We start from the raw sequence: 24,459 nt of genomic DNA, 5'->3' as shown, positions 1-24,459 counted from the left end.
ATCGCTGCATGAATAGCCTTGTCCGCTGGTTCCACCAACTCGGTTCGCCCCCCACCTTCGACCGCTTCGCGTCGCGCTGGTCGCGTGTGTTCACCATCGCGGCCCTGCCGGTGCTGCTGATCGGCATCTGGCAGGGCATCTTCGTGGTGCCGGCCGAGCAGACCCAAGGCGACGCCTTCCGCATCATCTACATCCACGTGCCCAGCGCGTGGATGAGCCTGTTCGTGTTCGCCTTGATGGCGCTGTATTCGGCCATCGCGCTGGTCTGGCGGATCAAGATCTGCGAAATCCTGGCCATGGCCTGCGCGCCGATGGGCGCCGGCTTCACCCTCATCACCCTGCTCACCGGCAGCATCTGGGGCAAAGGCACCTGGGGCACGTGGTGGGATTGGGACCCGCGCATGACCAGCGAACTGATCCTGCTGTTCCTGTACCTGGGCGTCATCGGCCTGTACCACGCCATTGAAGACCGCCGCAGTGCCGCGCGGGCCGCCGGCCTGCTGGCCATCGTCGGCGTGGGCCTGCTGCCGATCATCCGTTACTCGGTCGACTGGTGGGGTGGCCTGCACCAGCGCCAGTCGGTGAATGTGTTTGGCGACAACGCCGTGCGTCCGGAGCTGATCGCGCCACTGTGGTGGATGGTGGTCGCCACCAAGCTGTGGTTCGTCGGCTCGCTGCTGGCAAAGGCGCGTGCCGACAACCTCAGCCGCGAAGCCGGCAAGGCGTGGGTGGCGCAACGCCTGGGCACCGAGCCTGCCGGGGAGCTGCAACGATGACGCATGTCGGGTTCATTGCCGCCGCGTACGCGGTGTTCGTGCTGGTGCTGGCGGCCGACGCGCTGGGTTCCTGGCTGCGCCTGCGCAGCGCGCGTCGCCAGGCCCTTCAGCGCCAGCAGCGCCAGGCCGCGCGCGACCAGCGCACGCCGGGCACGCCGCTGGCCACGGAGCTGAGCCGATGACGCCGGTTCAACGCCGCCGCCTGGTCTGGGTGCTGCTGCTGTTGCTCGCCTCGGGCCTGGCCACCACCCTGGTGGCCTTCGCGCTCCAGCGCAACATCGCCTATCTGTACACCCCGTCCGAGGTGCTGCGCGGCGAACAGGGCACCCAATCCAATTTTCGCCTGGGCGGCATGGTGGTGAAAGGCTCGTTCCAGCGCGCCGAAGGCTCGCTGGAGGCCCACTTCGTGGTGACCGATGGCGATGCCACGCTGCCGGTGACCACCTCGCGGATTCTGCCGGACATGTTCCGCGAAGATTCGGCCGTGGTCGCGCTGGGCACCCTGAAGAACGGCGTGTTCGTGGCCGATGAGGTGCTGGCCAAGCACGACGAGAACTACATTCCCAAGGAAGTAGCCGACAAGATGGGCGCGGCCCACACCAAGCACGACGTGCCGGTGCCGGCCGTGGAGACACGCTGAGTGCTGCCTGAGCTGGGGCAGGTGCTGCTGGTCTGTGCGCTGCTGGCCGCCCTGCTGCAGGCGGTGCTGCCGCTGTGGGGCGCGCAGCGCGGGCGCGGTGCGTGGATGGCCGTGGCCGTGCCGGCCGCCTTCGCACAGCTGGCGCTGGTGGCCGGCGCGTTCGCCGTGCTGACCATCGCCTTCGTGCAGCAGGACTTCTCGGTGCGCTACGTGGCCGAAAACTCCAATACCCTGCTGCCGCTGGCCTACCGCTATTCGGCGGTGTGGGGCGCGCACGAAGGTTCCTTGTTGATGTGGGTGCTGGTACTGGCACTGTGGGGCGGCGCGGTGGCGCTGTGGTCCAAGCGCCTGCCGGACACCGTGCGCGCCCGCGTGCTGGGCGTGATGGGCATCATCAGCCTGGGCTTCATCGCCTTCCTGTTCTTCACCTCCAATCCGTTCGCGCGGCTGCTGCCGGCACCGCTGGAAGGCCGCGACCTCAACCCGCTGCTGCAGGACCCGGGGCTGATCATCCACCCGCCGATGTTGTACATCGGCTACGTGGGCTTCGCGGTGCCGTTTGCGTTTGCCATCGCCGCGCTGCTGGACGGCCACGTGGATGCGCGCTGGCTGCGTTGGACCCGACCGTGGACCAACGTGGCCTGGGGCTTTCTTACCCTGGGTATCGCGCTCGGCAGCTGGTGGGCGTACTACGAACTGGGCTGGGGCGGCTGGTGGTTCTGGGACCCGGTGGAAAATGCCAGCTTCATGCCGTGGCTGGCCGGCGCCGCGCTGATCCATTCGCAGGCCGTTACTGAAAAACGCGGCAGCTTCGCCAGCTGGACACTGCTGTTGGCCATCGCCGCCTTCGCGCTGTCGCTGCTGGGCGCGTTCCTGGTGCGCTCGGGCGTGCTCACCAGCGTGCATTCCTTCGCCGCCGATCCTTCGCGTGGCGCCTTCATCCTGGTGTTCCTGGCCTTGGTGATCGGTGCGGCGCTGCTGCTGTATGCGCTGCGTGCCGGCGCACTGGGCAGCGATGATCCGCGCCGTGGCTTCATGCCCACCTCGCGCGAGACCCTGCTGCTGGCCAACAACCTGCTGCTGGCCGGCGCCTGCGCCATGGTGCTGCTGGGCACCCTGTATCCGTTGCTGGCCGATGCGCTGGGACTGGGCAAGGTCTCGGTGGGCCCGCCTTACTTCGGCACCCTGTTCATCGTGCTGATGGCGCCGCTGGTGGCGCTGCTGCCGTTCGGGCCGCTGGTGAACTGGCAGCGCGACCAGGCCTCGAAGCGGCTGGCGCTGCTGGCACCGTGGGCAGGGTTGGCCCTGCTGCTGGGCGTGCTCGCCTGGTTCATGGCCCCGCAGGGCAAGCTCAAGGCCGCCGCGGGCGTGGCCGCAGCGGCGTGGGTTGCCTTGGGCACCGCACGTTTCATCTGGACCCGCCTGCGTGGCAACGGCCGATTCAACGCCGAAATGGTCGGCATGCTGCTGGCCCATACCGGCGTGGCGGTATTCCTGATTGGCGCGTTGCTGGTGGAAGCGCTGAACGTACAGCGCGAAGTGGCGCTCAGCCCCGGGCATGACCTGGAGGTAAGCGGCTACACCCTGCGCTTTGAAGGCGTGGACCACCAGCAGGGCCCCAACTACGTGTCCGATCGCGGCCATGTGCGCGTGCTGCAGGGCGGGCGTGAATTGGCCCTGCTGCACCCTGAAAAACGCGCCTACGCCAGCGGCGGGCAGATGATGACCGAAGCCGGCATCCATGCGCGCGTGCGCGGCGATGTGTACGTGGCGCTGGGCGAGCCGCTGGGCAACAATGCATGGGCCATGCGCGTGCACATCAAACCCTTCGTTCGCTGGGTCTGGCTGGGCGCATTGCTGATGGCGCTGGGCGGCTTCGTCACCGCCGCCGACCGCCGCTTCCGTCGTTTCCAGGAGTAGTACCGTGTCCGATCCCCGCCCCGCCTCCCGCCCGCTGCCTCCGGTCGCCATCGTCATCGGGGTGCTGTTCTTCTTCGGGCTGCTCGGGTTGATGGTGTACGGGGTGATGAAATCCGGCGCGCCCGACCGCGACATCCTGCCCTCGGCGCTGATCGGCAAGCCGGCCCCGGCATTCGAGCTGCCGGTACTGCACGACCCCACCATCAAGGTCAGCAGCAACCAGCTGCGCGGCGCTCCGTACGTGCTCAATGTGTGGGGTAGCTGGTGCGCGGCCTGCCGCGAGGAACACCCGATCCTGACCCGGTTTGCCGAAACCAAGCGCGTGCGCGTGATCGGCTACAACTGGAAGGACGAACCGGCCGATGCGCTGCGCTGGCTGGAACAGCTGGGCAACCCATTCGTGCTGGTACTGAGCGACATCGAAGGCCGCACTGCGATCGACTGGGGCGTAACCGCCGCGCCGGAAACCTTCCTGGTCGACGCCAGCGGCGTGGTGCGCTGGAAGTACAGCGGCGCCCTCACCCAGCGCGTGATCGATACCAAGCTGTTGCCCGAGCTGGAAAAGCTGGAGCGTGCCAATGCACAACCGCAACGTGCCCTGCCCGCCTCGCCGTAAGCTGCGCGGCGTGCTGCACGCCGTGGGGTTGGCCGCCGCGCTGCTGCTGCCGCTGGCGGTGCAGGCACAGGCCGTATCCGACCCGACCCCGCTGCAGTACCGCAGCGCGGAAGAAGAGGCGCGTTTCCATGCGCTGGCCGCCGAACTGCGCTGCGTGCAGTGCCAGAACCAGTCGCTGGCCGATTCCAACGCACAGATCGCCCATGACCTGCGTCGCGAAGTGCTCACGCTGATGCAACAGGGCAACAGCGATGCGCAGATCAAGCAGTTCCTGGTGGAGCGCTACGGCGAATTCGTGCTGTACCGCCCCGCCATGGACACGCGCAACAGCCTGCTCTGGTTCGGCCCGCTGGTGCTGGTGCTCGGCGGTGCCGGGGTACTGGTGTGGGTGGTACGCCGGCGCAGCCGCCAGGTGCAGCCCATGGGCGAAAGCGAGGAGCGCTGGTGAGCGAATGGATGCAGGTAATTGCCGGGCTGTTTGCCGCCGTGGTGGCGATGGTGGTGCTGTGGCCGCTGCGCAGCAGCGGGAAGCGCGCACCGTTCGTGGCGGCGGTGATTGCCATCGGCGTGGCCGGCGTAGCGCTGTACCTGCTGGTGGGCACGCCGAAGGCCGTGGATGTCGTCGCTGAGGAGGGCCCGGCCACGCTGCAGCAGGGGGTGCGCGAGCTGGAGCAGGCGCTGGAACGCGAACCGCAGCGCGCCGATGGCTGGGCATTGCTGGGCCGTTCCGAGTTGGCGCTGGGCAATACCGAAAAAGCGAATCAGGCGTTTGCACGCGCCGTTACGCTCGCTCCCGATGAAGCGCCACTGCTGGTGGAAGCGGCGCAGGCGCGTGCACAGGGAGATGCGGGCAAACAGTTCGATGACACCGCGCTGCAGTGGCTGAAGCATGCACAACAACTGGACCCGGCCAGCGAGCGTGCCGGCTGGCTGATCGGCATTGCCCAGCGCCAGCGTGGGCAGGATGCGGAAGCGGCCCGCTACGTGGGAAGCACTGCTGCCCCGCCTGGAACCGGCCGCGGCCGCAGCGCTGCGTGAGCAGATTGCGATTGCGCGGGAGAAGGCGGGCATGCCGGCGCCGGCTGACGCCGCTGCGCCATCGGTGGGGCTGGATATCGAGGTCACGCTGGATCCGGCGTCTGCGGGCAAGGCCTTGCCCGCCGGCACGCAGGTATTCGTCATCGCACGAGTGCCGGGTGGGCCGCCGATGCCGGTGGCAGTGGAGAAGCATCCGGCAACGGCCCTGCCGTTGAAGATCCGCCTGGACGACGCCGACAGCCCCATGCCGACGGTGAAGCTGTCCTCGCTGAAGGACGTGGAAGTATTCGCGCGCCTTTCGGCCTCGGGCACCGCCAGCCGGCAGGAAGGCGATGTGGATTCGGAGGCGGTGCGGGTCACATTGCCGCACAAGGGCACGATCAGCTTGGTCCTGTAGAGCGCCGGTACGAAGCGTCCCAGCCGTGACACGGCGCCGTTGACCTGCCCGGTTAGAATGGCCCCATGACTGAATTCATCCCGCCCGGCACCCGCTACCACGCCCTGCCCTCGCCCTTCGCGTTCAAACGCGGTGGGCAGCTGCCAGGCGCGCATGTGGCCTACGAGACCTGGGGCACGCTCAACGCCGATGCCAGCAATGCCGTGCTGATCGTCACCGGCCTGTCGCCCGACGCGCATGCCGCCGCCAACGACGGCAACCTTGCGGCCGGCTGGTGGGAAGGCATGCTTGGCCCGGGCAAGGCGATTGATACCGACCGCTGGTTCGTGGTGTGCGTGAACTCGCTCGGCAGCTGCAAGGGCTCAACGGGCCCGGCCACTATCAACCCCGCCACCGGTGAGCTGTACCGGCTCAACTTCCCGGAACTGTCCATCGAAGATGGCGCCCGCGCCGCCGTGGACGTGGTGAAGGCGCTGGGCATTTCCCGGCTGGCATGTGTGATCGGCAACTCCATGGGCGGCATGACCGCGCTTGCGGTGCTGCTCCTGCACCCGGGCATCGCGCGCAGCCACATCAATATTTCCGGCAGTGCGCAGGCGTTGCCGTTCTCCATCGCCATCCGCTCGCTGCAGCGCGAAGCGATACGCCTCGACCCGCAGTGGAACGGCGGCCAGTACACCGACCAGCACTACCCGGAATCGGGCATGCGCATGGCGCGCAAGCTGGGCGTGATCACCTACCGCTCCGCGCTCGAGTGGGATGGCCGCTTCGGCCGCGTGCGTCTGGATTCGGACCAGGCCGATGACGATCCGTTTGGCCTGGAGTTCCAGGTCGAGAGCTACCTCGAAGGCCACGCGCGCCGCTTCGTGCGCTTCTTCGACCCGAACTGCTATCTCTACCTGAGCCGCTCGATGGACTGGTTCGACCTGGCCGAATACGCCGACGGCGATGTCATGGCCGGCCTGGCCAGCATCAAGGTGGACAAGGCCCTGGCCATCGGCGCCAACACCGACATCCTGTTCCCGGTGCAGCAACAGCAGCAGATCGCCGACGGCCTGCGCGCGGGCGGTGCCGATGCGCAGTTCATCGGGCTGGACTCGCCGCAGGGGCACGATGCGTTTTTGGTGGATTTCGAGCGGTTCGGGCCGGCGTTGCGCACGTTCCTGGATGCGCTCTGAGCCATGCGGCAACAGGGCACGGCCAAGCGCAACGGCGGGCCCGACAGGCTGCCCCGGCGCACCATCGCACTGCTGTTCCTGGCGGGCGTGGCCGCTGCCAGCTTTGCGGGCTACTGCCCACTGTGGATTGTGGTGGCGTATCTGGGCCTGAGCGCCCTCACCTTCCTGTTTTACTGGCACGACAAGAGCGCCGCCCAGCATGATCGGCGGCGCACGCCCGAGAGCACACTGCAGGCGATGGCACTGCTCGGAGGGTGGCCTGGAGGATTGCTGGCGCAGGCTGTCCTGCGCCACAAGAACCGCAAGGCATCGTTCCAGACCACCTTCTGGGTCGCCGTGGTGGTCAATTTCGTGGCAATGGCGTGGATTGCCGGCGGTGGGTTGTCCATCGCCGGGTGACATGGTCGGGGCCGACCAACGGTCGGCGCTACCGGGAGGGCTTCCGACGGCGGGCTGGTTACTTTCCGGCGACGGCGTCGTTCAGTTTTTCGACTGCCTGGTCGGCGGTGAAGGTGTTGGGCTTCTGGATCTTGGGGAAATCCTTGAAGGTCTCGTTGAACTTGGTCAGCAACGCGATGGCTCCGTACACGATGTAGACGTGGTTGATGTACCAGTCCCAGTAGGTATTCGAGGTGACATCGGCGAACTCGTACGGGTCGGTGCGCAGGTTGTAGATCTTGGGGATGCGCATGGGGGTGAACGGTTCGCCCCACAGCGCCATCGTGCCCTTGCAGCGCTGCTCCATGAAGGTGATCTTCCAGTTGTCGTAGCGGATGCCCAGCGTGTCGCCGTCGTCAGAAATGTAGACGAACAGCTTGCGCGGCGATTCCTTCGCCTTGCCGGTCAGGTAGGGCAATAGGCTGACGCCGTCGATATGGTTTTTATACGTCCGTCCGATCGCCTTGACCCCTTTCTTGAGGTCGTCCACCACTGTCTTGTTTCCGGCCAGTTCCAGGAAGGTCGGTAGCCAGTCATGGTGCTGCACGATCTCGGTGGAAACCGTTCCCGGCTTGATCTTGCCCGGATAGCGCGCCACCAGCGGAATGCGGAACGCGCCCTCCCAGTTGGTGTCCTTCTCGCTGCGGAACGGAGTCATGCCGCCGTCCGGCCACGAATTGCGGTGCGGGCCGTTGTCGGTGGAGTAGACCACCAGCGTGTCGTCGGCGATGCCCAGCTCATCCAGGTAGTCCAGAAGCGAGCCCACGTTCTTGTCATGGTCGATCATGGTGTCGTGGTACGGCGACTGCCAGCGACCGGCCTGGCCCAGGCTTTCCGGCTTGGTATGGGTGTAGAGGTGCATGTGGGTGAAGTTCACCCAGGCGAAGAACGGGGTGTCGTCGTCGGTCGCCTTCTTGATGAAGCCCTTGGCGCGTTCGGCGAAGTCGTCGTCGCAAGTCAGCATGCGCTTGCGGTCAAGGGGGCCGGTGTCTTCGATCTTCTGCTTGCCCACCTTGCCCCAGCGCGGCTGCTCGGTAGTGTCGTCCTTGTCGGTGGCAAAACTATGGATCACCCCGCGCGGCTTGACCGTGGCGATGAAGTCACCGAACTCTTCTTCCGGGAAGTAGTCGTACATCTCCGGCTCTTCTTCGGCGTTGAGGTGGTACAGGTTGCCGTAGAACTCATCGAAGCCGTGGTTGGTCGGCAGCATGTGGTTCAGGTCGCCCAGGTGGTTCTTGCCGAATTGCCCGGTGGTGTAGCCCTCGTTCTTCAGCAATGCGGCGATGGTGACGATCTTCTCGTTCATGCCGATCGGCGCACCCGGAATGCCTACCTTCGACAGGCCGGTGCGCAGCACGCTCTGCCCGGTGATGAACGAGGAACGCCCGGCCGTGCACGATTGTTCGCCATAGGAATCGGTGAACATGATGCCTTCGCGGGCGATACGGTCGATGTTCGGGGTCTGGTAGCCCATCAGCCCGTGCGAGTAGCAGCTCAGGTTGGAGATGCCGATGTCATCGCCCCAGATGACCAGGATGTTGGGCTTTTTCTTCTTGGTGGCGGTGGCCATCGGGTTCTCCGGGAGCACTGTGGCGGGTCATTGGATGATCCCTGCGCGGCTGGGGGGCGACCACCGTGTTTCTACTTATGTTGGCTAAGTAATTCTGTCCCGTCGGTTTGTCGGCTGCGGATGCCGTGTACCGACCAACGGTCGGTACCTACCGGGGCCGTGTGCCGGCCCACGGTTGGTACGGGGCGTGGATACGCATGGCTTATCGCCACCGGTAGGTACGGACCGTTGGTCCGTACGCCTTCAACGCCACGCGCTGCCTACCTGCACGTAGACAGTGTCGTCTTCCGGGCCGAAGGCGTAGTCCAGGCCTACGTAGAGGCCTAGTTGGCGCGCGATCAGGTAACGGCCGCCGACGCCCTTGGCCACCTGGCTGGTGGCACCGGAGAAGCTGCCGTGCTCGCCCCAGGTGCGTCCCGCCCCCACGAAGCCAATGGCCGCCCAGCGCTGGGTGAGGTTCCAGCGCAGTTCGGTTTCCACCGTGGCGGCGCGCGTGTCCTGGTACCTTGCCGAGCCGATGCCGCGCAGGTCGATGTACGGCAGCCGGTAGAACGGCACGTCGCCGCCCACCCAGCGCACGTCCACCCTTCCCCCCAGGACCAGGCGCTTGTCGGCCAGCGGAAGGTAGCCGAACGCATGCGCGCGGTAGCTCTGGAAGTCGTTGTCGCTGCCGATGGCATTGTCGTAGAAATTGCCCTCCAGCATGCCCAGCCAACCGCTGTTGGGGGTGAACGAATTGTCGCGCTGGTCGTACTGCAGCGACAGCCCAAGGCCGGAGGTTTTCCGGTTCAGCTCGTGTGGCTTGAAGTACTGCCGGTCCGAATCGACGTCGAAGCCGATGTCCAGGTCCATGTAGACCCATTGCAGGCCCAGGAACAGCGACTGGTCGCCCAGGCGCCGGGCAATCTTCTGGAACGCCATGTAGCCGTCGGAGCTGTAGCCGATGCCCACTTCCGGCAGCACGTTGCCCGGCGTGTAGAAGTCCAGGTTGAACGAGGATTTGGCAACCCCGCCGGTGTAGCGCCAGCGGTCGTCCTTGAAGTGCAGCATCGCGCCGGCGCCGTAGGCGGTGCTGCCGTTCTCGGTCTTCATCCCGGCTACGCCGTGGATATTTGGCGGGATCATCTGCTTGCGCCCATCGGCAGCGGTACGTTCCAGCGCTGCGCCCTCCGGCCGGTGGAAGAACGCCAGGGCCACGCCGCCGCCGTAGCCCACGGCCGGGTCGCTGATGATCACCGGCACCGGCAGGAATCCCTTGCGGTCGAGCAGCCAGCGCGACATGTCGAAATGGCCGTCCTGCGGGTCCTTGAACATGGCGTGGCGGGACACGGCCGGGGCCGGCGCCGTGGTATCCGGCACTGCCTGCTGCGCCAGTGCGGGCGCACCCACCACGCAATGAAGGAGCACTGCGGCCACCGAACCTGCCTTCCATCCACGCATATCGTGCTCCCGGACGCTTCATCCCGTTCCCGGACAACACTGACAGACCCGACCACCCTCCAGCCACGGCCGTTCTACGTAGCAGGCCTAAGTACAACTACCGAATCATGTGGAGAATCCGCAGCCTCGGCGGCAACACGGTAGATGGCTGATGCACCGCCCTCCCGGGCGCCTTTCAGCCTCCCGGCCCGTTCCCGGACGTCGCGTTCTTGTCCGCATCCGGGGGCGCGTGCCCATGCCCACCGGCCGGATCCTCGATCTGGATGACCCGCCCCTTCTGCCAGGCATCCGCGCCGCCATCTACCGGCGGTGCAACGATATCAGCGCGACGCTCGCGCTTGTCCTGACTGCTCACGCCCAGCCGGTCGTCTCGTGCAGCGACCATCTGACGGTCCGCCTGCCCATCCGCCGTGAATCCCATCATCAGCTGCGGCATGCCACGCGGCAGATCCTTGTCCAGATCGGTATGCCAGGTGTGCCAGGTTTTTCCGTAGGTATGTATGAGCTTCTCCATCAACGCATGCTCGGCCACCTCCGGAATACCGGGCGCAACCAACTGCCCCGATTTCACTTCGTGCACGTGGCTGTGCCATAGCGCCTTTTCCTGATCGGGCAAGGCGGCAAACAGCTTGGCGCTGATGATGTACTCCACCCCCATCAGCTTGGCGTCTTTGACGTTGCCGTCGTAGATCGTGCACTGGATGACATCCTCATTGAGGATGGAGCAGTAGTGGTGCGCCTCCATCTGCACCTTCATCTGGCCATTGTAGAAATGGAAGCCATCCAGATATGCGTTGATTGCCTCGATCGGCGGCCGATCCTGCAACACCGCGGCACCCGTTTCGAGCACCTTGGTCTTGGCGGTTTCTTCCGCGCCAGGCGCCTGGACGTTGGATTCGGTGTTGCCGCCTCCACATCCGGCCAAGGCAAGCGAGATGGCACCGCAAATGATGGATCGACGCATGGGAGGCCCTCCGGGGAAGCCCCTGCATCGTGTCCCGTCGGATGTAACGTCGGGAGCATGGCAGCGTGATACCTGGATAAAAGCGCGGAGGAGTTCCACCAGGGGCGCAACCCGCTGTTCCTTCACCTCCCCACCCCACACGCAGGACTAACGTCGATACGGATGATTTGAGGCTGTGTAGTCATGTGGAGGAGAAACGGTCTCTCGATTGTGCTGTTCCTGTTGCTTGCCTGCTTCCTTGTGGGCCAGGTGTGGACAGGCTTCCTCAGCCATAACCAGGAACTGCACGAGGCCCACCGCGCCGGCTTGGACCTGTGGGCCTACCTGCACAGCGGCCATTTCGTAAGTGCCACCTTCGAGAACTGGGAAAGCGAGTTCCTGCAGATGGGCATGTACGTGCTGATTACGGTCAGACTGCGGCAAAAGGGCTCTGCGGAATCGCGCCCGCTGAAGGGGGAGGAGGAGGAGGAACGCATCCTGCCCGGCCCGCCCCCCTGGGCAGTCCGGAAAGGCGGTATCTGGAAGCTCCTCTACGGTCACTCGCTGGCCATCGTCTTTTCCATCCTTTTCGTCGGGAGCTTCTTCCTGCATCTGGCCGGGAGCTGGCGCGCAGCGGTGGATGAGCAGGTCGCCCGGGGCCTGCCCGCCCCTACCTGCTGGGGGCACCTGTGGAGCAGCGGCTTCTGGTTTGAATCCTTTCAGAACTGGCAGAGCGAGTTTCTCGCGGTCCTCGCGCTGGTAGTGCTGACGATCTTCCTGCGCCAGAAAGATTCGCCCCAGTCCAAACCCTTGGCTGCGCCGCACAGCCAGACGGGGGACTGAACCCCCGGCCAGCCCACTCACGCGAACCGTCGTTTGCCGGATCGTTACAATGGGCCTTACGGTGGAGAACTCCTGGGGAGGGGTGAACGTGGACCAGTTGCCCAGCCCGAAAGACGCTCCAAACGACGAGTCCCGGCAGTTCGCACGAGCTGAGACTCTGCCAGACCTTGCGCATGCGAATCGCATATACAACTTGGGTCCAAAGAGGTTCCTGCCATAGGATTGACACGCCGAGGCAACCTACCATCTACCGGGGGAACAAATGGACATCGAATCGAGGCTGGCAGTTCTCGAACAAAACCTGATGGAACGGCTAGCAGCGGAAATCGCGCAGGATGCTGTTCTAGACGCGTTGATAGCAACACACCCTGATCAACGGGCGGTTCGAGATGTATACCAGGCCATTTCTGCATATCGTTTAACGCAATTCGGCGACCTGGGGTTCGAGCAGCAGGCACCCGCAAAGAGTGTCGCTAATGTGTTTGGACTGCTTCGTGAGCAGTTCGACGCTTGGCAGGGGAAGCTCTCGGCGGACATCTGACCGCAAGCCAGCAATTGCACAGCTGGCAGGCGAGTCGACCACGCCCGGCCGCGGCCAACACCCACGCCGGCACGACGGGTTCCCAGCTTAGAACTATTTCGCCATCGTCTCTCCCATCGCCGAGCGCTGGATCCAGCTCATCCCGGAGCCGCCTTTGTAGCCATCAGCGTGCTGAATTGCCGGGTCCTCAAGCGCGCTCTCGAGGGAGGGGGGCAGCCTGCCCAGCAGCTGCTGCGAGCGTTGTTCATAGTAGTTCAGCTTGGCCGAGTCGAATTCGGCATCACGTACGCGGTCATGCGAAGTTGCGCACGGGGTGGCCCGGTCCTGGTGACCACCCCAGCTTAGCTGGGGTGGGCGACGGTGTGGTGCGTACGTCGGATTGGTGGACAGATCTTTGCAAAGCAGGGCCCGGTACTACGGGTTGGGTTGCTGGCCTTGTCTCTCGAGGCGGGCTTTCTGCAGGCGGCCCATCTGGCGGACTTTGGGAATGGCCGGGTCAGGTTCGGGCTCTACAGTGAGCTGTATTCCGCCGGGAATAAGTTCCAGCTTCAGGCGGGCGCCTACGTCCAACCCTGCCCTGCGCATCCAGAGGCCACGCAGTTTTACGCAGGGGATGGGGATGTCATCGTACTCGTCGTTGCCGCCGGGGTGGTACAGGGCCTCGACGCGGACGCGGGCGGGCTGGCTCACGTGAAGCTTGCGCCTGGGGAGTTCGGAAGACGGGGTGTCAGGCCGGGAACTGTGCATGGTGGACCTCCAATAGGATCTCCCTCGCCGGATGGCGAGGGAGTCGGGAGGCTGAGAACCGCTGTAACCTTCGGCGCGACGTATTTCCACGAGGGTGTTGTATTTCGCCACCCACCCGACGCATGACATCAATCTTCAACTGGTTACAGTGGAGTTTCTCAGGCTCCGAGCACACACCATGCGTTGGAGGGGAGCTTACCGCCAATTGTTTCTTTCTTGAGTTCGGCGTGTTTCGAGTGAGTCTGTCTACCGTGACGCCGTGATCCGCCTGATCGCCGCCATTTGCTTGCGGCACGTCGCGTTCCGGATGGAACCGCATCACGTTGCGCGTTGAGCAATGGGTGGCGTCGTGGGGATGTTGGCGCCGGAATGGGATGTCACATCTGGCATGGAGTGCGCGGTTGATCTGGTGTCCATGCGTTAATGGGCCGATCGTTGTTATCGGCGGTCGTCTTGCGACCGACCCTACCAATTCGTCGGCCGGACGGGTGCGGTAGGGTCGCATCCCTATCGACCGCCGATGGCGGGTCACCGCGCGATGGGGCATGACGTCTGGAGCAAAGGCGGTTGGGTTTGGCGTCCATGCATCAATTGCCGACCATCTCGGCGCTGGCGTTACGACAGCCTGCCTTCGCGCAGGTGGTAGCTCCGATGCACGATGCCCTCGGGGAGCTCGTCGTGGGTGATCATCACCAGGCTTCTGCCGTGCAGCGCAGCCACCATGTCATGCAGCAGGGCATGCGCGGTATCCACATCCAGCCCTTCCGTTGGCTCATCCAACAGCAGGATGGGTGAGCCGCGCAGCAGTGCGCGCGCCAGCGCCAAGCGGCGCGCCTGCCCGGCCGACATCGTTGCGCCGTTCTCGCCCACCCAAGCATTGAGCCCGCCGATCTGCGCAGCCCAGGTCTGCAGCCGCACGTCGGCAAGCACCTGCCACAAGCGCTCATCAGTGGCCTGCGCATCGCCCAGCCGCAGGTTGTCGGCAATGCTGCCGGCGAACACCGGTGCGCTTTGCGGCAACCACGCGATCTGTTTGTGCCACGCGTCCTGCGCGACGTTGCGGATGTCCTGCCCGCCGTACAGCACGCGTCCTTCGTCGGGGTCCCACAGGCGCAGCAGCAGCGCGGACAAAGTGGTCTTGCCACTGCCGCTGTCACCGCGAATGGCAATGCGATCGCCCGGTGCCACGTTGAGCTGCACGCCCTCCAGAAGCGCCCTCGCCTGCCCCGGCCAGCGGAACGCCACCTGTTCCAGCTGCAGCGTGGCTGCCTGGGCAGGCAGTGCTACCGGTGCCGTTGCATCCTGCACCCCCGGCGGCTGGTCCACGATGCTTTCCAGGCGTGCCGCTGCCACGCGCCCGGACAACCACGACTGCCAGGCCAAGCCGATGCCGGCCCAAAGCTCGATCAGCGCCACGGTGAGAAACACCAACGCGGCTGCCAATGCCGCATCAATCGCGCCGCGCTCGAATCCGCGCAGCGCCACCCACAGCATGCCGACCAGGCCGACTGCGGCGCACAGGCCGTGCAGCGCGTTGCCGCCCACCAGCCGCCAGCGGCGCCGGCGGTCGCGCGAGCGCAGCTGCTTGGCCGCGACCAGCACGCGCAGGTTCCAGTCTTCGCGCGCGTGCAGTGCGGTGAGGTCGGACGCGCCTTCCAGTCCTTCGAACGCCTGCGTGCGCAGCTGTGCACGGTGCAGCGCGCGGTCGCGCTCCTGCCCGCCGGCGCCGCGCACGGTGAGCCACGGCACGCCCACGCCGATGGCCAGCGCCAGCACGGCCAGCAACAACGCGGCCGGCGGGTAGATCAGGCCGGCGGAGAACACGGCCACCAGCGAAACACCGCCCAACGCCAGCAGTGGGCCGATGGCGCGCACCAGCAGGCCATCCACTTCGCCGATGTCCGACATCAGCCGTGTAAGCAACTCGCCCGTACGTATACCGGCCAGCCGCGCCGGAGCCAGCGGCAGCGCGCGGCGGAAGAACCACACGCGCAGGTCGCGGGCGATGCGCAGGGTGACGTCGTGCCCGACCAGTTTTTCGAAATAGCGCGAGACGATGCGCGCCATGGTCAGGCCGCGGATGCCGGCCGAGGGCGAGAAGAAATTGAACCCGCTGCCCAGTCCGGCTGCACCGGCCAGGGCGGCGGCGGTAAGGAAGCCACCGGACAGCCCGAGCAGCGCGGTGCCGGCCAGCATGGTGGTCCACAGCAGCAGCACGGTGAGCAGCAGGCGGCCGCGATGGCGGGTGAACACCTGCTTCAGCGAATCGTCGCGGTGCAGGCTCATGCCGGCTCCCCCGTGGTCTGCGCGCGGCCAGTGGCGGTCAACACCAGCCGCGTGTCGGCCCAGCGCATGGCGGTGTCGCTGTGGGTGGCGATGACCACGGCGCGGTCGCGGGCGAACGCGGCCAAGGTCTGCAGCAGCGCAGCTTCGGTATCCGGATCGAGGAAGGCGGTGGGTTCATCCAGCAGCAACAGCTGCGGGTCGCGCAGCAGCAGCCGCGCCAGGCCGATGCGCCGTGCTTCGCCACCGGACAGGCCGAAGCCTCGTTCGCCAATCACGGTGTCCAGGCCATCGGGCAGGTGCGCCGCGAAGCGCATCACCTGCGCGGCTTCGGCTACTGCGTGCAGGCGCGCGTCGCTCACGCCGGGGTCGGCCAGGCGCAGGTTGTCGGCGATGCTGCCGTGGAACAGGTACGGGCGCTGCCCGGCGTAACCGACCTCCAGCCCCGGGCGCAGCACGATGCTGCCCTCGCGTGGCGGCAACCAGCCGGCCAGCGCTTCCAGCAGCGTGCTCTTGCCGCTGCCGCTGGGACCTACCAAGGCCAGACGCTGGCCCGCCTCGATCTGGAAGGACAGCTGCTGCACCACATCGTGCGAGGCGCCCAGCGGGCGCAGCACCAGGTTGCGCACCACCACTGGCGGTGCATGCTGTTCCAGCAGCTCCGGCGCGCGTGCGGCTGGCGCCGCGTCTTCGACGGCCGCAGCGGCCGGCAGCTCGCCCAGCAGGCGCTCCACTTCCGCAGCGGCGGCCAGTGCGTTGGCGCGATCGTGGTAATGCGCGGCCAGCCGCCGCAGCGGTGCGTAGAATTCCGGGGCCAGCAGAAGGCAGAACATGCCGGCGCCCAGGGTGGGCACGGCGGCATGCAGGGACATCAGGCCGAGATAGCTCAGGCCCAGGTACAGCGCGACCATTGCCACGCTGACCGAGGCGAAGAACTCCAGCACGGTGGAGGACAGGAACGCGATGCGCAGCACTTTCAGGGTGCGCTCGCGCACGCCTTCGGCGGCGGCGGCCACGCCTTCCAGTTCGGCCTCGCCACGGCCGTACAGGCGCAGCAGGCCCAGGCCCTTGATGCGGTCGGCGAAGTGGCCGCTCATGCGCGCCAGCTCACCGAGCTGGGCACGGCCGGCGGCTTCCGCGCCCCAGCCCACCAGCATCATGAAGAACGGCACCAGCGGCGCGGTGAACAGCAGGATCAGCGCCACCACCCAGTCCACCCAGGCCACGGCCAGCAGGATGATCAGCGGCACGACCACCACTTCGATCCGCACCGGCTGGTAACCGGCGTAGTAGCTCTCCACCGCGTCGGCATGGGCCAGCATCAGTTCGCCGAGCTCGCCGGTACGTTGCTGGCGCAGCCACAGCGGCCCCAACCCCAACAGGCGCCGGTACACCCGCTCGCGCAGGGTCAGCCGGGCGGCATCGGCCACATCGCCAGCGGCGGCCTGGGTGGTGCTTCCCAGCAGGGCCCGCACCGCCAATACCGCCAGCAGGCCCAGCAGCACCGGGGTGGCGGCGGCCACGGGACGGTGCTCGACCAGCACCGCCTGGATCAGCCAGGCAATGGCCGCGGCTTGCCCGATCAGCAGTGCGCCGGACACACATATGCATAGCGCGGCCAGGCGCTGGCGGCTGCGGGCGCTGGCGGCCAGCCCATTCAGCCAGTGCAGGCGCTGCCGGCGCAGGGCGGTGGTCTCGATGGCGGACGCGTCGGGGGGTATGCTCAAAGCGGATCACTGGCGGCCACAGGGAGGTACCGACCATTGTAAGGGGCGCCGGCCTACCCTCCCGGTGCGGCGCGCGGTCGCAGGTCGGATGCCTACGATCCCCCTCCCTGCCCGTTCGTACATTGATCTGAATCAAGGCTAATAGAAGTTGCTGGTCACAGAATTCACTCCGTAGACCCCCCTTCCCGCCACCTGAAACGGCAAAACCCCACGAGGTAGCCAGGCCATGATCGATTCGACAGTCGTAGAACTGTCGCGGCTGCAGTTCGCTTTGACCGCGATGTACCACTTCCTCTTTGTTCCCCTCACGCTTGGCCTCTCGTTCCTGGTGGCCATCATGGAAAGCGTGTACGTCATGACCCGCAAGCAGGTCTGGCGCCAGATGACCCTGTTCTGGGGCACGCTGTTCGGCATCAACTTCGCCATCGGCGTGGCCACCGGCCTGGTGATGGAGTTCCAGTTCGGCATGAACTGGTCGTACTACAGCCACTACGTGGGCGATATCTTCGGTGCGCCGCTGGCCATTGAAGGGCTGATGGCGTTCTTCCTGGAAGCCACGCTGGTGGGCCTGTTCTTCTTCGGCTGGAAGCGGCTGACCCCGGTCAAGCACCTGGCGGTGACCTGGTTCATGGCGCTGGGCACCAACCTGTCGGCGGTGTGGATCCTGATCGCCAACGGCTGGATGCAGAACCCCACCGGCGCGGTGTTCAACCCGGACACGATGCGTATGGAAGTGGTGGATTTCGCCGCGGTGCTGTTCAACCCGGTGGCCCAGGCCAAGTTCGTGCATACGGTCAGCGCAGGCTACGTGACCGGCGCGATCTTCGTGATGGGCATCAGCGCGTTCTACCTGCTGCGCGACAAGCACAAGGACATGGCGCGCCGTTCGTTCGCGGTGGCTGCGGCGTTCGGCCTGCTGTCGTCGCTGTCGGTGGTGGTGCTGGGTGACGAAAGCGGCTATGCCGCCAGCGAACACCAGAAGATGAAGCTGGCCGCGATCGAGGCGATGTGGGAAACCGAGCGTGCCCCGGCCGATTTCACCGCCTTCGGCATTCCCAACCAGACGACCCAGCAGAACGATTTCGCCATCAAGATTCCGTACCTGATGGGCCTGATCGCCACGCGTTCGTTCAACCAGCCCATCCCGGGCATCCTGGAACTGGTGGAACGTGCCGAGCACCGCATCAAGGGCGGCCAGCTGGCGTACGGTGCGCTGGAGCGCGTGCGCAAGGACAAGAATGACGTCGAAGCGCGCGAGATGTTCGACCGCCACTGGCAGGACCTGGGCCATGGGCTGCTGCTGAAGCGTTACCGCGATGACATCCTCAATGCTACGCCGGAGGAGATTTCCAAGGCGGCGATGGACACCGTGCCGCGCGTGGCGCCGTTGTTCTGGACCTTCCGCATCATGGCCGGGCTGGGCTTCTACCTGATCGCGTTCTTCGCGGTGGCCTTCTACTTCTCCTGCCGCAACACCTTCCATGAGAAGCGCTGGTTCCTGCGGTTGGCGGTGTGGTCGATTCCGGCGCCGTGGATTGCGATCGAGTGTGGCTGGTTCGTGGCCGAATACGGCCGCCAGCCGTGGGCGGTGGACGGCGTGCTGCCGACCTTCTACGCCGCGTCCGGTCTGGCCCTGCATGAAATCCTGACCACGCTGGCGGTGTTCACGCTGACCTATACGGTGCTGCTGATCATCGAGGTGAAGCTGATGCTCAAGACGATCCGCACCGGGCCGGCCGACATTCTTCCGTCGCTGCAGCCTTCACGCACGCCGCTTCCCCACCATGCCGCCACGCCGGCCCCCGGCCAGGCATAAGGCAGGAGATTCCAGATGGACATTCTTGGACTTGATTACACCACGCTGCGCGTGATCTGGTGGCTGCTGCTGGGCATCCTGCTGGTGGGCTGGGCGGTGATGGACGGCTTCGACCTGGGCGTGGGCACCCTGCTCCCGTTCGTGGCCAAAACCGATGAAGAACGGCGCACGGTGATCAATACCGTGGGCCCGGTATGGGAAGGCAACCAGGTATGGCTGGTGCTCGGTGGCGGTGCGATCTTCGCCGCGTGGCCGCCACTGTATGCGGTGAGCTTCTCCGGCTTCTATCTTGCGATCTTCGCGATGCTGTTCGGGCTGATCCTGCGCCCGGTGGGCTTCAAGTACCGCAGCAAGATGCCGAGCAAGCGCTGGCGCGACACGTGGGACTGGGTGCTGTTCGTGGGTGGGCTGCTGCCGGCGCTGATTGCCAGCGTGGCGGTGGGCAATGTGCTGCTGGGCGTGCCGTACCACTTCGATGACAGCATGCGCATCTTCTACACCGGTTCGTTCTTCGGCCTGCTCACCCCGTTCGCACTGCTGGCCGGGCTGGTCGGCGTGGCGATGATGGTGTCGCATGGTGCGGCCATGCTGGTGCTGAAGACCGACGGCCCGGTGGCCGAGCGTTCGGCGCGTTACGGCAGCATTGCCGCGCTGCTCAGCTTCGTGCTGTTCGCTGCGGGCGGTGCCTGGGTGGCCTTCGGCCTGCCGGGCTACGAGATCACCTCGCAGGTGGTCACCGACGGCCCGACCAACCCGCTGTTGAAGACCGCTGCGGTGGGCACGGCGGCCGGTGGCTGGCTGCGCAACTACAGCAGCATGCCGCTGACCTTGGTGTTCCCGCTGCTGGGCTTGGCCGGTGCACTGGCCAGCGCGGTGCTGCTGCGGGCCCGCCGCGGCATGGCCGCGTTCCTGGCCTCGGGCGCGTCGATTGCCGGCATCATCCTCACCGTGGGCTTTGCGATCTTCCCGTTCCTGCTGCCCTCGTCCAGCCAGCCCAGCGGCAGCCTGACGGTGTGGGATGCCTCGTCCAGCCAGCTCACGCTGTTCATCATGCTGGTGGCCACGGTGATCTTCCTGCCGATCATCATTGCCTACACCAGCTGGGTCTACCGGGTGATGAAGGGCAAGACCACGGCCGAAGACATGGCCGACAACCCGAACGCGTATTGATATTGCCCACCGTGCCGACCCACGGTCGGCACCTACCGAAGTGACATTGGAGGTTTTGCCATGTGGTATTTCGCCTGGATCCTCGGCACCGGCCTGGCCTCGGCCGCCGCCATCCTCAACGGCATGTGGTTCGAAGCGCGCGAGGTCGGCACCACCGACCGCGACGCCCGGTAGAGCCGACTGTCAGTCGGCTGCTCTTCGCGGTAAAAAAAGGTTGCCGATAATCCCTTCACACCGTATCCTTGTCGGCTCCTTCGGGGTGTAGCTCAGTCTGGTAGAGCGCTACGTTCGGGACGTAGAGGTCGCAGGTTCGAATCCTGTCTCCCCGACCACTCCGGTGGTCGCATTGAAGCCTGGAAACACGGTTTTCCAGGCTTTTTTGTCAAGGTCGTGGCAACACGGCATCCGAAGGTGAACAAACGGTCCCCCTTGCCGCCGAAGGGCGGGATCGATACAATAGGCGGCTCCTTACGGGGTGTAGCTCAGTCTGGTAGAGCGCTACGTTCGGGACGTAGAGGTCGCAGGTTCGAATCCTGTCTCCCCGACCATACAAGTGGTCACATTGAAGCCTGGAAGACATATGTCCTCCGGGCTTTTTTGTATCTGTCGCCCGCAAGCAGCCACGCAGGGCGTGGCGCTACCGCGCGTACAATGCGGCAGCGTTTGTCCTTCACGGCCTGCGCCGAGCGCCCGCACTCCGCTGCACCCCCACGTGCCGCGCCACCTGCAAGAGATTCCTGCCATGACCCCTGCCGACCCCCATTCCACGTCCCTGCTGCGCGGACGCGTGCTGGCGTTTTCCGCCATCCTGCTGGCCGCGCTGAACCTGCGTACGGCGGTGACCTCGATCACCCCGCTGCTGGACCAGCTGGGCCAGACCTTCGGGTTCGGCACCACCATGACCGGCGTGCTGGGCATGCTGCCCACGGCCTCGTTCGCGCTGTTCGGGGTGACCACGCCGATGGTGGCCCGCCGCATCGGGCTGGAGCGCACCGCCCTGTTGGCGATGGTGCTGGCGGCGGTGGGCCTGCTGCTGCGCTCGATGGCCGGCGGCGTGGGCAGCCTGCTGTTCGGCTCGGTGGTGGCGCTGGCCGGCATGGGCATCGGCAACGTGGTGGTACCGCCGCTGGTGAAGCGCTACTTCGCCAACCGCGTGGGCACGGTGAGCACGCTCTATATAACGGTGCTGCAGCTGGGCACGATGGTGCCGGCGCTGATGGCGGTACCGCTGGCCGAACAGGCCGGCTGGCGGGTGTCGCTGGGCATCTGGGCGATCTTCGCGGTGGCCGCTGCGCTGCCCTGGATCGCGCTGGCCCGCCGCCGCCCGCACCCGGACCCGCTGGATACCGCCGCCGACCCGGCCGCGCAGCCGCACGGCAAGGTCTGGCGCACGCCGCTGGCCTGGGGCATGGCGCTGATGTTCGGCATGACCTCGCTGATGACCTATTCGATGTTCACCTGGCTGCCGCGCATCGTGGTGGAAGCCGGGGCGACGCCGGCGTTCGGCGGGATCATGGTGGCCATCTTTGCGGCCCTGGGCCTGGTGCCGTCGCTGACCATGCCGGCGTTGGCGGTGCGGTTGCGCAATCCCTTCCCGCTGGTGATTGTCGGGTTCAGCGCGTTCCTGATCGCGTTCGCCGGGCTGCTGTTCGCGCCGATGAAGGCGCCGTGGCTGTGGGCGGTGCTGCTGGGCATCGGCCCCTCGACCTTCCCGCTGGCGCTGACCCTGATCAACCTGCGCACCCGCACGCCGGCCGGTTCGGCGGCGTTGTCCGGCTTCATGCAGGGCGTGGGCTATGCCTTCAGCTGCCTGGGCCCGTTCCTGTTCGGCTGGCTGCATGCCATCAGCGGCGCATGGTACCTGCCGTTCGGGTTCCTGCTGGTGTGCGCGGTGGTGTTGCTGTGTGCGTCGTGGGTGGCGTGCAAGCCGCAGAAGCTGGAAGACGTGTGGTGACGTCCGCGCGGACCCGCAGGGCGTGTCGCCCTGTTTCGGTGAATGCATCACGGATTGTGCGCACCTAGTGACGTAGCGTGTCGGAAACTGACCTGCGTTGCGGGTCAGCAGGCATGGCAGCAACCCCGGGGTGTCATGGCCCCGGGGCCGATGAACGGTTTCAGGGTGTACAGACCCCGGGAACAGCGCCGTGGCGGCGGCCGGATGGTCTTGCTTTTCAACAACTTGCAGTCCCCATCACGCCTGTTTTCACAGCTGCGGAGGCCGTGTTGCGCCTTAACAATTTGTCTACATCGACGAAGTCGTGCACGATTGGCATGTGATGTGCGTCACATTTCCACGCACAAGTAGATTCTCTGAAGGGATGCTCCCGGGGGTTCCATGTACAAGCATCGGCCGCTGGCGCTCTGCGTCGGTTTGGTATGCGCCACACTCTGTCTGACCGCTCTGCCTGCTTCGGCGGCCACCTCGCGGGAAGATCACCTGGCGGAAATCAGCACCTACCGTGACCAGGCGCGCTGGCTTGACGCGCTGGGCGCGATCGAGCGCGCCCGGGCGGATGCGCCCAACGATGACCTGCTGTATCGCCTGCAGGTGCTCACCCTGTCCGACATCGGCAATGCGCACCGTGCGTGGCAGCTGTACCAGGCGCGCCCCGACCTGTTCGACGAGGCGCAGAAACAGCGCTTCGAAGCCAACTACCTGGCCAAGCGGGTCGGCTGGAGCCTGGCTTATGGCGCCAGCGAAGACACCCGCCTGGACGAAGCCGAAGACGCGCTCGCGCAGATGGAGCGCTACCTGCAGCGCGACGGCCTCACCGTGCAGACCGCACCGCTGCGCATCCGCTATGACCGGCTGATCCTGCTCAACCGGCTGGGCCGCCACGAGCAGCTGCGCGACGAATACCGCGCCCTGCTCGCCGAAGGCCATGAGGTGCCGAACTACCTGATGGCGGCCGTAGGCGATTCGCTGATGGCCAGCCAGCACCCCGACGAAGCCATCCCGGTCCTGGAAGCGGCGCTCAAGGCCGACCCGGGCCGCTCCGAAGTGCATTCGGAACTGGCCTATGCGCACCTGGAAAGCGAGCGCGCCGATACCGCGATCAACGTGCTCACCCAGTGGCAGGCGCAGGAGCCGGCGTGGCGCTGGGCCAAAGGCGCACGCGCGCCCTACGCCAACTGGCCGCGTTATGAGGCCGATCTCAACCTGTCGATGATCCGCGCCTATAGCGGTGACCTGGCCACCGCCCAGCACGATCTGGAAAAAATGGTGGAACTGGCCCCGGCCAACGGCGGCACCCAGTCGTCGCTGGGCAACGTCTACATGATGCGCGGCTGGCCGCGGCGGGCGCTGGAGCGCTACAGCATGGCCAATACGCTGGACCCGCGCGACGTCTCGGCGCGCCTGGGCCAGTACGACGCCTACGTGCAGCTGCAGCGCGATGACCTGGCGCGGCCGATCCACGATTCCCTGCTGGAACGCTACCCGAACCAGTCCTCGGTGCAGCGCATGGACCGCAGCTGGAAGGCCCACCGCGGTTGGCAGCTGCATGCGTACGCCGAAGGCGGCCGCAGCGAAGGCGGCGGTGGCACCTCGCCGCTGGGCAACGACGATGCGCGTTACGGCGTGGAACTGCAGTCGCCGGTGATCGACGACCGCTGGCGCGTGGTGACGTTCGCCGACCGCCGCAGCGTGGATTTCCAGGACCAGACCATCCGCCCGCTGTGGGTGGGGCTGGGCACGCGTTACCGGTTCGGCCAGGCCGATGCCGAAGTGTTCGTCAACCGCGCCAACGATGACATCGGCGAAACCGGCCTGAGCGGCGGCTTCGGCTGGCAGTTCAACGACCGCTGGCACGCCGGGGTGACAGCCGCGCGCAACGCCGCCGATGCCTCGCTGCAGGCGCGCATTTCCGGCATCACCGCCGACAGCGTGGCACTGGCGGTGGATTACCGCCGCAACGAGCTCACCCACTGGAGCGCGGGCGCCAGCCAGTTCCGCTACGACGACGGCAACCGCCGCGACACGCTCAGCACCAGCATCGAACAGCGCCTGCTCACCCGCCCCACCCTGTTGCTGGATGGCCTGGGCAGCCTGTATGCCAGCCGCGGCAGCCGCGACGACGTGCCCTACTTCAATCCGTCCGAAGACCGTTCGGCGGAAATCGGCCTGCGCGTGGACCAGCAGTTGTGGCGCCACTACGAGCGGCATTTCCGCCACCGCCTGACGGTGTCGCTGGGCAATTACTGGCAGCAGGGTTTTGGCAGTGCGCTGGTGCCGTCGGCCGAGTATCGCCACGAGTGGCAGCTGGCCGATGGGCGGATCTTCGAATACGGGATCAGCTGGTCGCGGCCGGTCTACGACGGCAACCGTGAACGACACATCGGCCTTGATGCCGGCCTGCGCTGGGGACAATGAGATG

The 24,459-nt window shown here is 66.1% G+C and carries 23 protein-coding genes and 2 tRNA genes; 19 read left to right on the top strand and 6 right to left on the bottom strand.

Annotated elements, in window-relative coordinates:
- Nucleotides 1–8: 8 nt before the first annotated feature.
- The 10 genes from ccmC to QE395_RS06650 all read left to right on the top strand — a co-directional run bounded on the left by ccmC (nucleotide 9) and on the right by QE395_RS06650 (nucleotide 6,964).
- Entirely contained in the window at nucleotides 9–776 is a 768-nt protein-coding gene (ccmC, locus tag QE395_RS06695) for a heme ABC transporter permease CcmC (RefSeq protein WP_184126619.1), read from the top strand.
- Entirely contained in the window at nucleotides 773–958 is a 186-nt protein-coding gene (gene ccmD, locus QE395_RS06690; RefSeq protein ID WP_093532489.1) for a heme exporter protein CcmD, read from the top strand. The genes ccmC and ccmD overlap by 4 nt, the downstream gene beginning before the upstream one ends.
- Nucleotides 955–1,416 (top strand): cytochrome c maturation protein CcmE, encoded by a 462-nt coding sequence (ccmE, locus tag QE395_RS06685; protein ID WP_093532488.1) that lies wholly within the window; start codon nucleotides 955–957, stop codon nucleotides 1,414–1,416. The genes ccmD and ccmE overlap by 4 nt, the downstream gene beginning before the upstream one ends.
- On the top strand, nucleotides 1,417–3,336 hold the full coding sequence (locus tag QE395_RS06680; protein ID WP_306988137.1) for a heme lyase CcmF/NrfE family subunit: 1,920 nt from the start codon (nucleotides 1,417–1,419) through the stop codon (nucleotides 3,334–3,336).
- A 4-nt stretch (nucleotides 3,337–3,340) separates the two neighbouring features.
- Entirely contained in the window at nucleotides 3,341–3,952 is a 612-nt protein-coding gene (locus QE395_RS06675) for a DsbE family thiol:disulfide interchange protein (protein WP_095362793.1), read from the top strand.
- Nucleotides 3,909–4,400 carry a cytochrome c-type biogenesis protein gene (locus QE395_RS06670; RefSeq protein WP_306988134.1) on the top strand — a complete coding sequence of 164 codons (492 nt, stop codon included), beginning with the start codon at nucleotides 3,909–3,911 and terminating at the stop codon, nucleotides 4,398–4,400. Before QE395_RS06675 ends, QE395_RS06670 begins: the two co-directional genes overlap by 44 nt.
- Nucleotides 4,397–4,990: a hypothetical protein gene (locus QE395_RS06665; RefSeq protein ID WP_306988132.1), complete on the top strand. Its 594-nt coding sequence runs from the start codon at nucleotides 4,397–4,399 to the stop codon at nucleotides 4,988–4,990. The genes QE395_RS06670 and QE395_RS06665 overlap by 4 nt, the downstream gene beginning before the upstream one ends.
- Nucleotides 4,991–5,021: 31 nt before the next feature.
- Complete coding sequence (locus tag QE395_RS06660; RefSeq protein ID WP_306988131.1) at nucleotides 5,022–5,387, top strand: cytochrome c-type biogenesis protein cycH; 366 nt, start codon at nucleotides 5,022–5,024, stop codon at nucleotides 5,385–5,387.
- 65 nt (nucleotides 5,388–5,452) lie between these two features.
- Nucleotides 5,453–6,565 carry a homoserine O-acetyltransferase gene (locus tag QE395_RS06655; RefSeq protein ID WP_306988129.1) on the top strand — a complete coding sequence of 371 codons (1,113 nt, stop codon included), beginning with the start codon at nucleotides 5,453–5,455 and terminating at the stop codon, nucleotides 6,563–6,565.
- Between the two features lie 3 nt (nucleotides 6,566–6,568).
- A complete protein-coding gene (locus QE395_RS06650) occupies nucleotides 6,569–6,964 on the top strand; it encodes a DUF1294 domain-containing protein (protein WP_306988127.1) in 396 nt (131 codons plus the stop codon).
- Between the two features lie 58 nt (nucleotides 6,965–7,022).
- Here the strand turns inward: QE395_RS06650 and QE395_RS06645 are convergent, their stop codons facing one another.
- The 3 genes from QE395_RS06645 to QE395_RS06635 form a co-directional block, all read right to left on the bottom strand.
- The gene (locus QE395_RS06645) at nucleotides 7,023–8,573 is read right to left on the bottom strand and encodes an arylsulfatase (RefSeq protein ID WP_306988125.1); all 1,551 of its coding nucleotides are present in this window, start codon (nucleotides 8,571–8,573) and stop codon (nucleotides 7,023–7,025) included.
- Between the two features lie 243 nt (nucleotides 8,574–8,816).
- Nucleotides 8,817–9,989, bottom strand: coding sequence for a BamA/TamA family outer membrane protein (locus QE395_RS06640; protein WP_306988122.1), 1,173 nt, complete (start codon nucleotides 9,987–9,989; stop codon nucleotides 8,817–8,819).
- Between the two features lie 199 nt (nucleotides 9,990–10,188).
- Entirely contained in the window at nucleotides 10,189–10,977 is a 789-nt protein-coding gene (locus QE395_RS06635) for an OBAP family protein (protein ID WP_306988120.1), read from the bottom strand.
- A gap of 183 nt (nucleotides 10,978–11,160) precedes the next feature.
- Between QE395_RS06635 and QE395_RS06630 the strand changes: the two genes are divergently transcribed.
- Together QE395_RS06630 and QE395_RS06625 are read left to right on the top strand one after the other, a co-directional pair.
- The gene (locus QE395_RS06630; RefSeq protein ID WP_095362800.1) at nucleotides 11,161–11,799 is read left to right on the top strand and encodes a DUF6766 family protein; all 639 of its coding nucleotides are present in this window, start codon (nucleotides 11,161–11,163) and stop codon (nucleotides 11,797–11,799) included.
- Nucleotides 11,800–12,061: 262 nt separating this feature from the next.
- Nucleotides 12,062–12,340, top strand: a complete 279-nt coding sequence (locus QE395_RS06625; protein WP_068853161.1) for a hypothetical protein — start codon at nucleotides 12,062–12,064, stop codon at nucleotides 12,338–12,340.
- A gap of 414 nt (nucleotides 12,341–12,754) precedes the next feature.
- Here the strand turns inward: QE395_RS06625 and QE395_RS06620 are convergent, their stop codons facing one another.
- The 3 genes from QE395_RS06620 to cydD all read right to left on the bottom strand — a co-directional run bounded on the left by QE395_RS06620 (nucleotide 12,755) and on the right by cydD (nucleotide 17,097).
- Entirely contained in the window at nucleotides 12,755–13,030 is a 276-nt protein-coding gene (locus QE395_RS06620; protein WP_306988117.1) for a hypothetical protein, read from the bottom strand.
- A 672-nt stretch (nucleotides 13,031–13,702) separates the two neighbouring features.
- Nucleotides 13,703–15,373 (bottom strand): thiol reductant ABC exporter subunit CydC, encoded by a 1,671-nt coding sequence (gene cydC, locus QE395_RS06615; RefSeq protein WP_306988115.1) that lies wholly within the window; start codon nucleotides 15,371–15,373, stop codon nucleotides 13,703–13,705.
- Complete coding sequence (cydD, locus tag QE395_RS06610; RefSeq protein ID WP_306988112.1) at nucleotides 15,370–17,097, bottom strand: thiol reductant ABC exporter subunit CydD; 1,728 nt, start codon at nucleotides 17,095–17,097, stop codon at nucleotides 15,370–15,372. The genes cydC and cydD overlap by 4 nt, the downstream gene beginning before the upstream one ends.
- Nucleotides 17,098–17,323: 226 nt before the next feature.
- On the opposite strand from cydD, the gene QE395_RS06605 reads away from it, so the two are divergent.
- The 7 genes from QE395_RS06605 (at nucleotide 17,324) to pgaA (ending at nucleotide 24,455) form a co-directional block, all read left to right on the top strand.
- Complete coding sequence (locus QE395_RS06605) at nucleotides 17,324–18,913, top strand: cytochrome ubiquinol oxidase subunit I (RefSeq protein ID WP_095362804.1); 1,590 nt, start codon at nucleotides 17,324–17,326, stop codon at nucleotides 18,911–18,913.
- Nucleotides 18,914–18,928: 15 nt separating this feature from the next.
- Nucleotides 18,929–20,083, top strand: a complete 1,155-nt coding sequence (gene cydB, locus QE395_RS06600; RefSeq protein WP_068853172.1) for a cytochrome d ubiquinol oxidase subunit II — start codon at nucleotides 18,929–18,931, stop codon at nucleotides 20,081–20,083.
- A 60-nt stretch (nucleotides 20,084–20,143) separates the two neighbouring features.
- Complete coding sequence (gene cydX / locus QE395_RS06595) at nucleotides 20,144–20,257, top strand: cytochrome bd-I oxidase subunit CydX (RefSeq protein WP_306988109.1); 114 nt, start codon at nucleotides 20,144–20,146, stop codon at nucleotides 20,255–20,257.
- Between the two features lie 81 nt (nucleotides 20,258–20,338).
- Nucleotides 20,339–20,415: transfer RNA gene (locus QE395_RS06590), tRNA-Pro, on the top strand.
- Between the two features lie 139 nt (nucleotides 20,416–20,554).
- Nucleotides 20,555–20,631: transfer RNA gene (locus QE395_RS06585), tRNA-Pro, on the top strand.
- Nucleotides 20,632–20,825: 194 nt separating this feature from the next.
- The gene (locus QE395_RS06580) at nucleotides 20,826–22,037 is read left to right on the top strand and encodes an MFS transporter (protein WP_306988108.1); all 1,212 of its coding nucleotides are present in this window, start codon (nucleotides 20,826–20,828) and stop codon (nucleotides 22,035–22,037) included.
- Nucleotides 22,038–22,418: 381 nt separating this feature from the next.
- Nucleotides 22,419–24,455 (top strand): poly-beta-1,6 N-acetyl-D-glucosamine export porin PgaA, encoded by a 2,037-nt coding sequence (gene pgaA, locus QE395_RS06575; protein WP_306988106.1) that lies wholly within the window; start codon nucleotides 22,419–22,421, stop codon nucleotides 24,453–24,455.
- Nucleotides 24,456–24,459: the final 4 nt, after the last annotated feature.

The organism is Stenotrophomonas sp. SORGH_AS_0282 (genome assembly GCF_030818125.1).
GTDB classification, from domain to species: Bacteria; Pseudomonadota; Gammaproteobacteria; order Xanthomonadales; family Xanthomonadaceae; genus Stenotrophomonas; species Stenotrophomonas rhizophila_A.
Note: the sequence above shows the minus strand (reverse complement) of the source record. Positions and strands in the feature narration are given on the sequence as shown.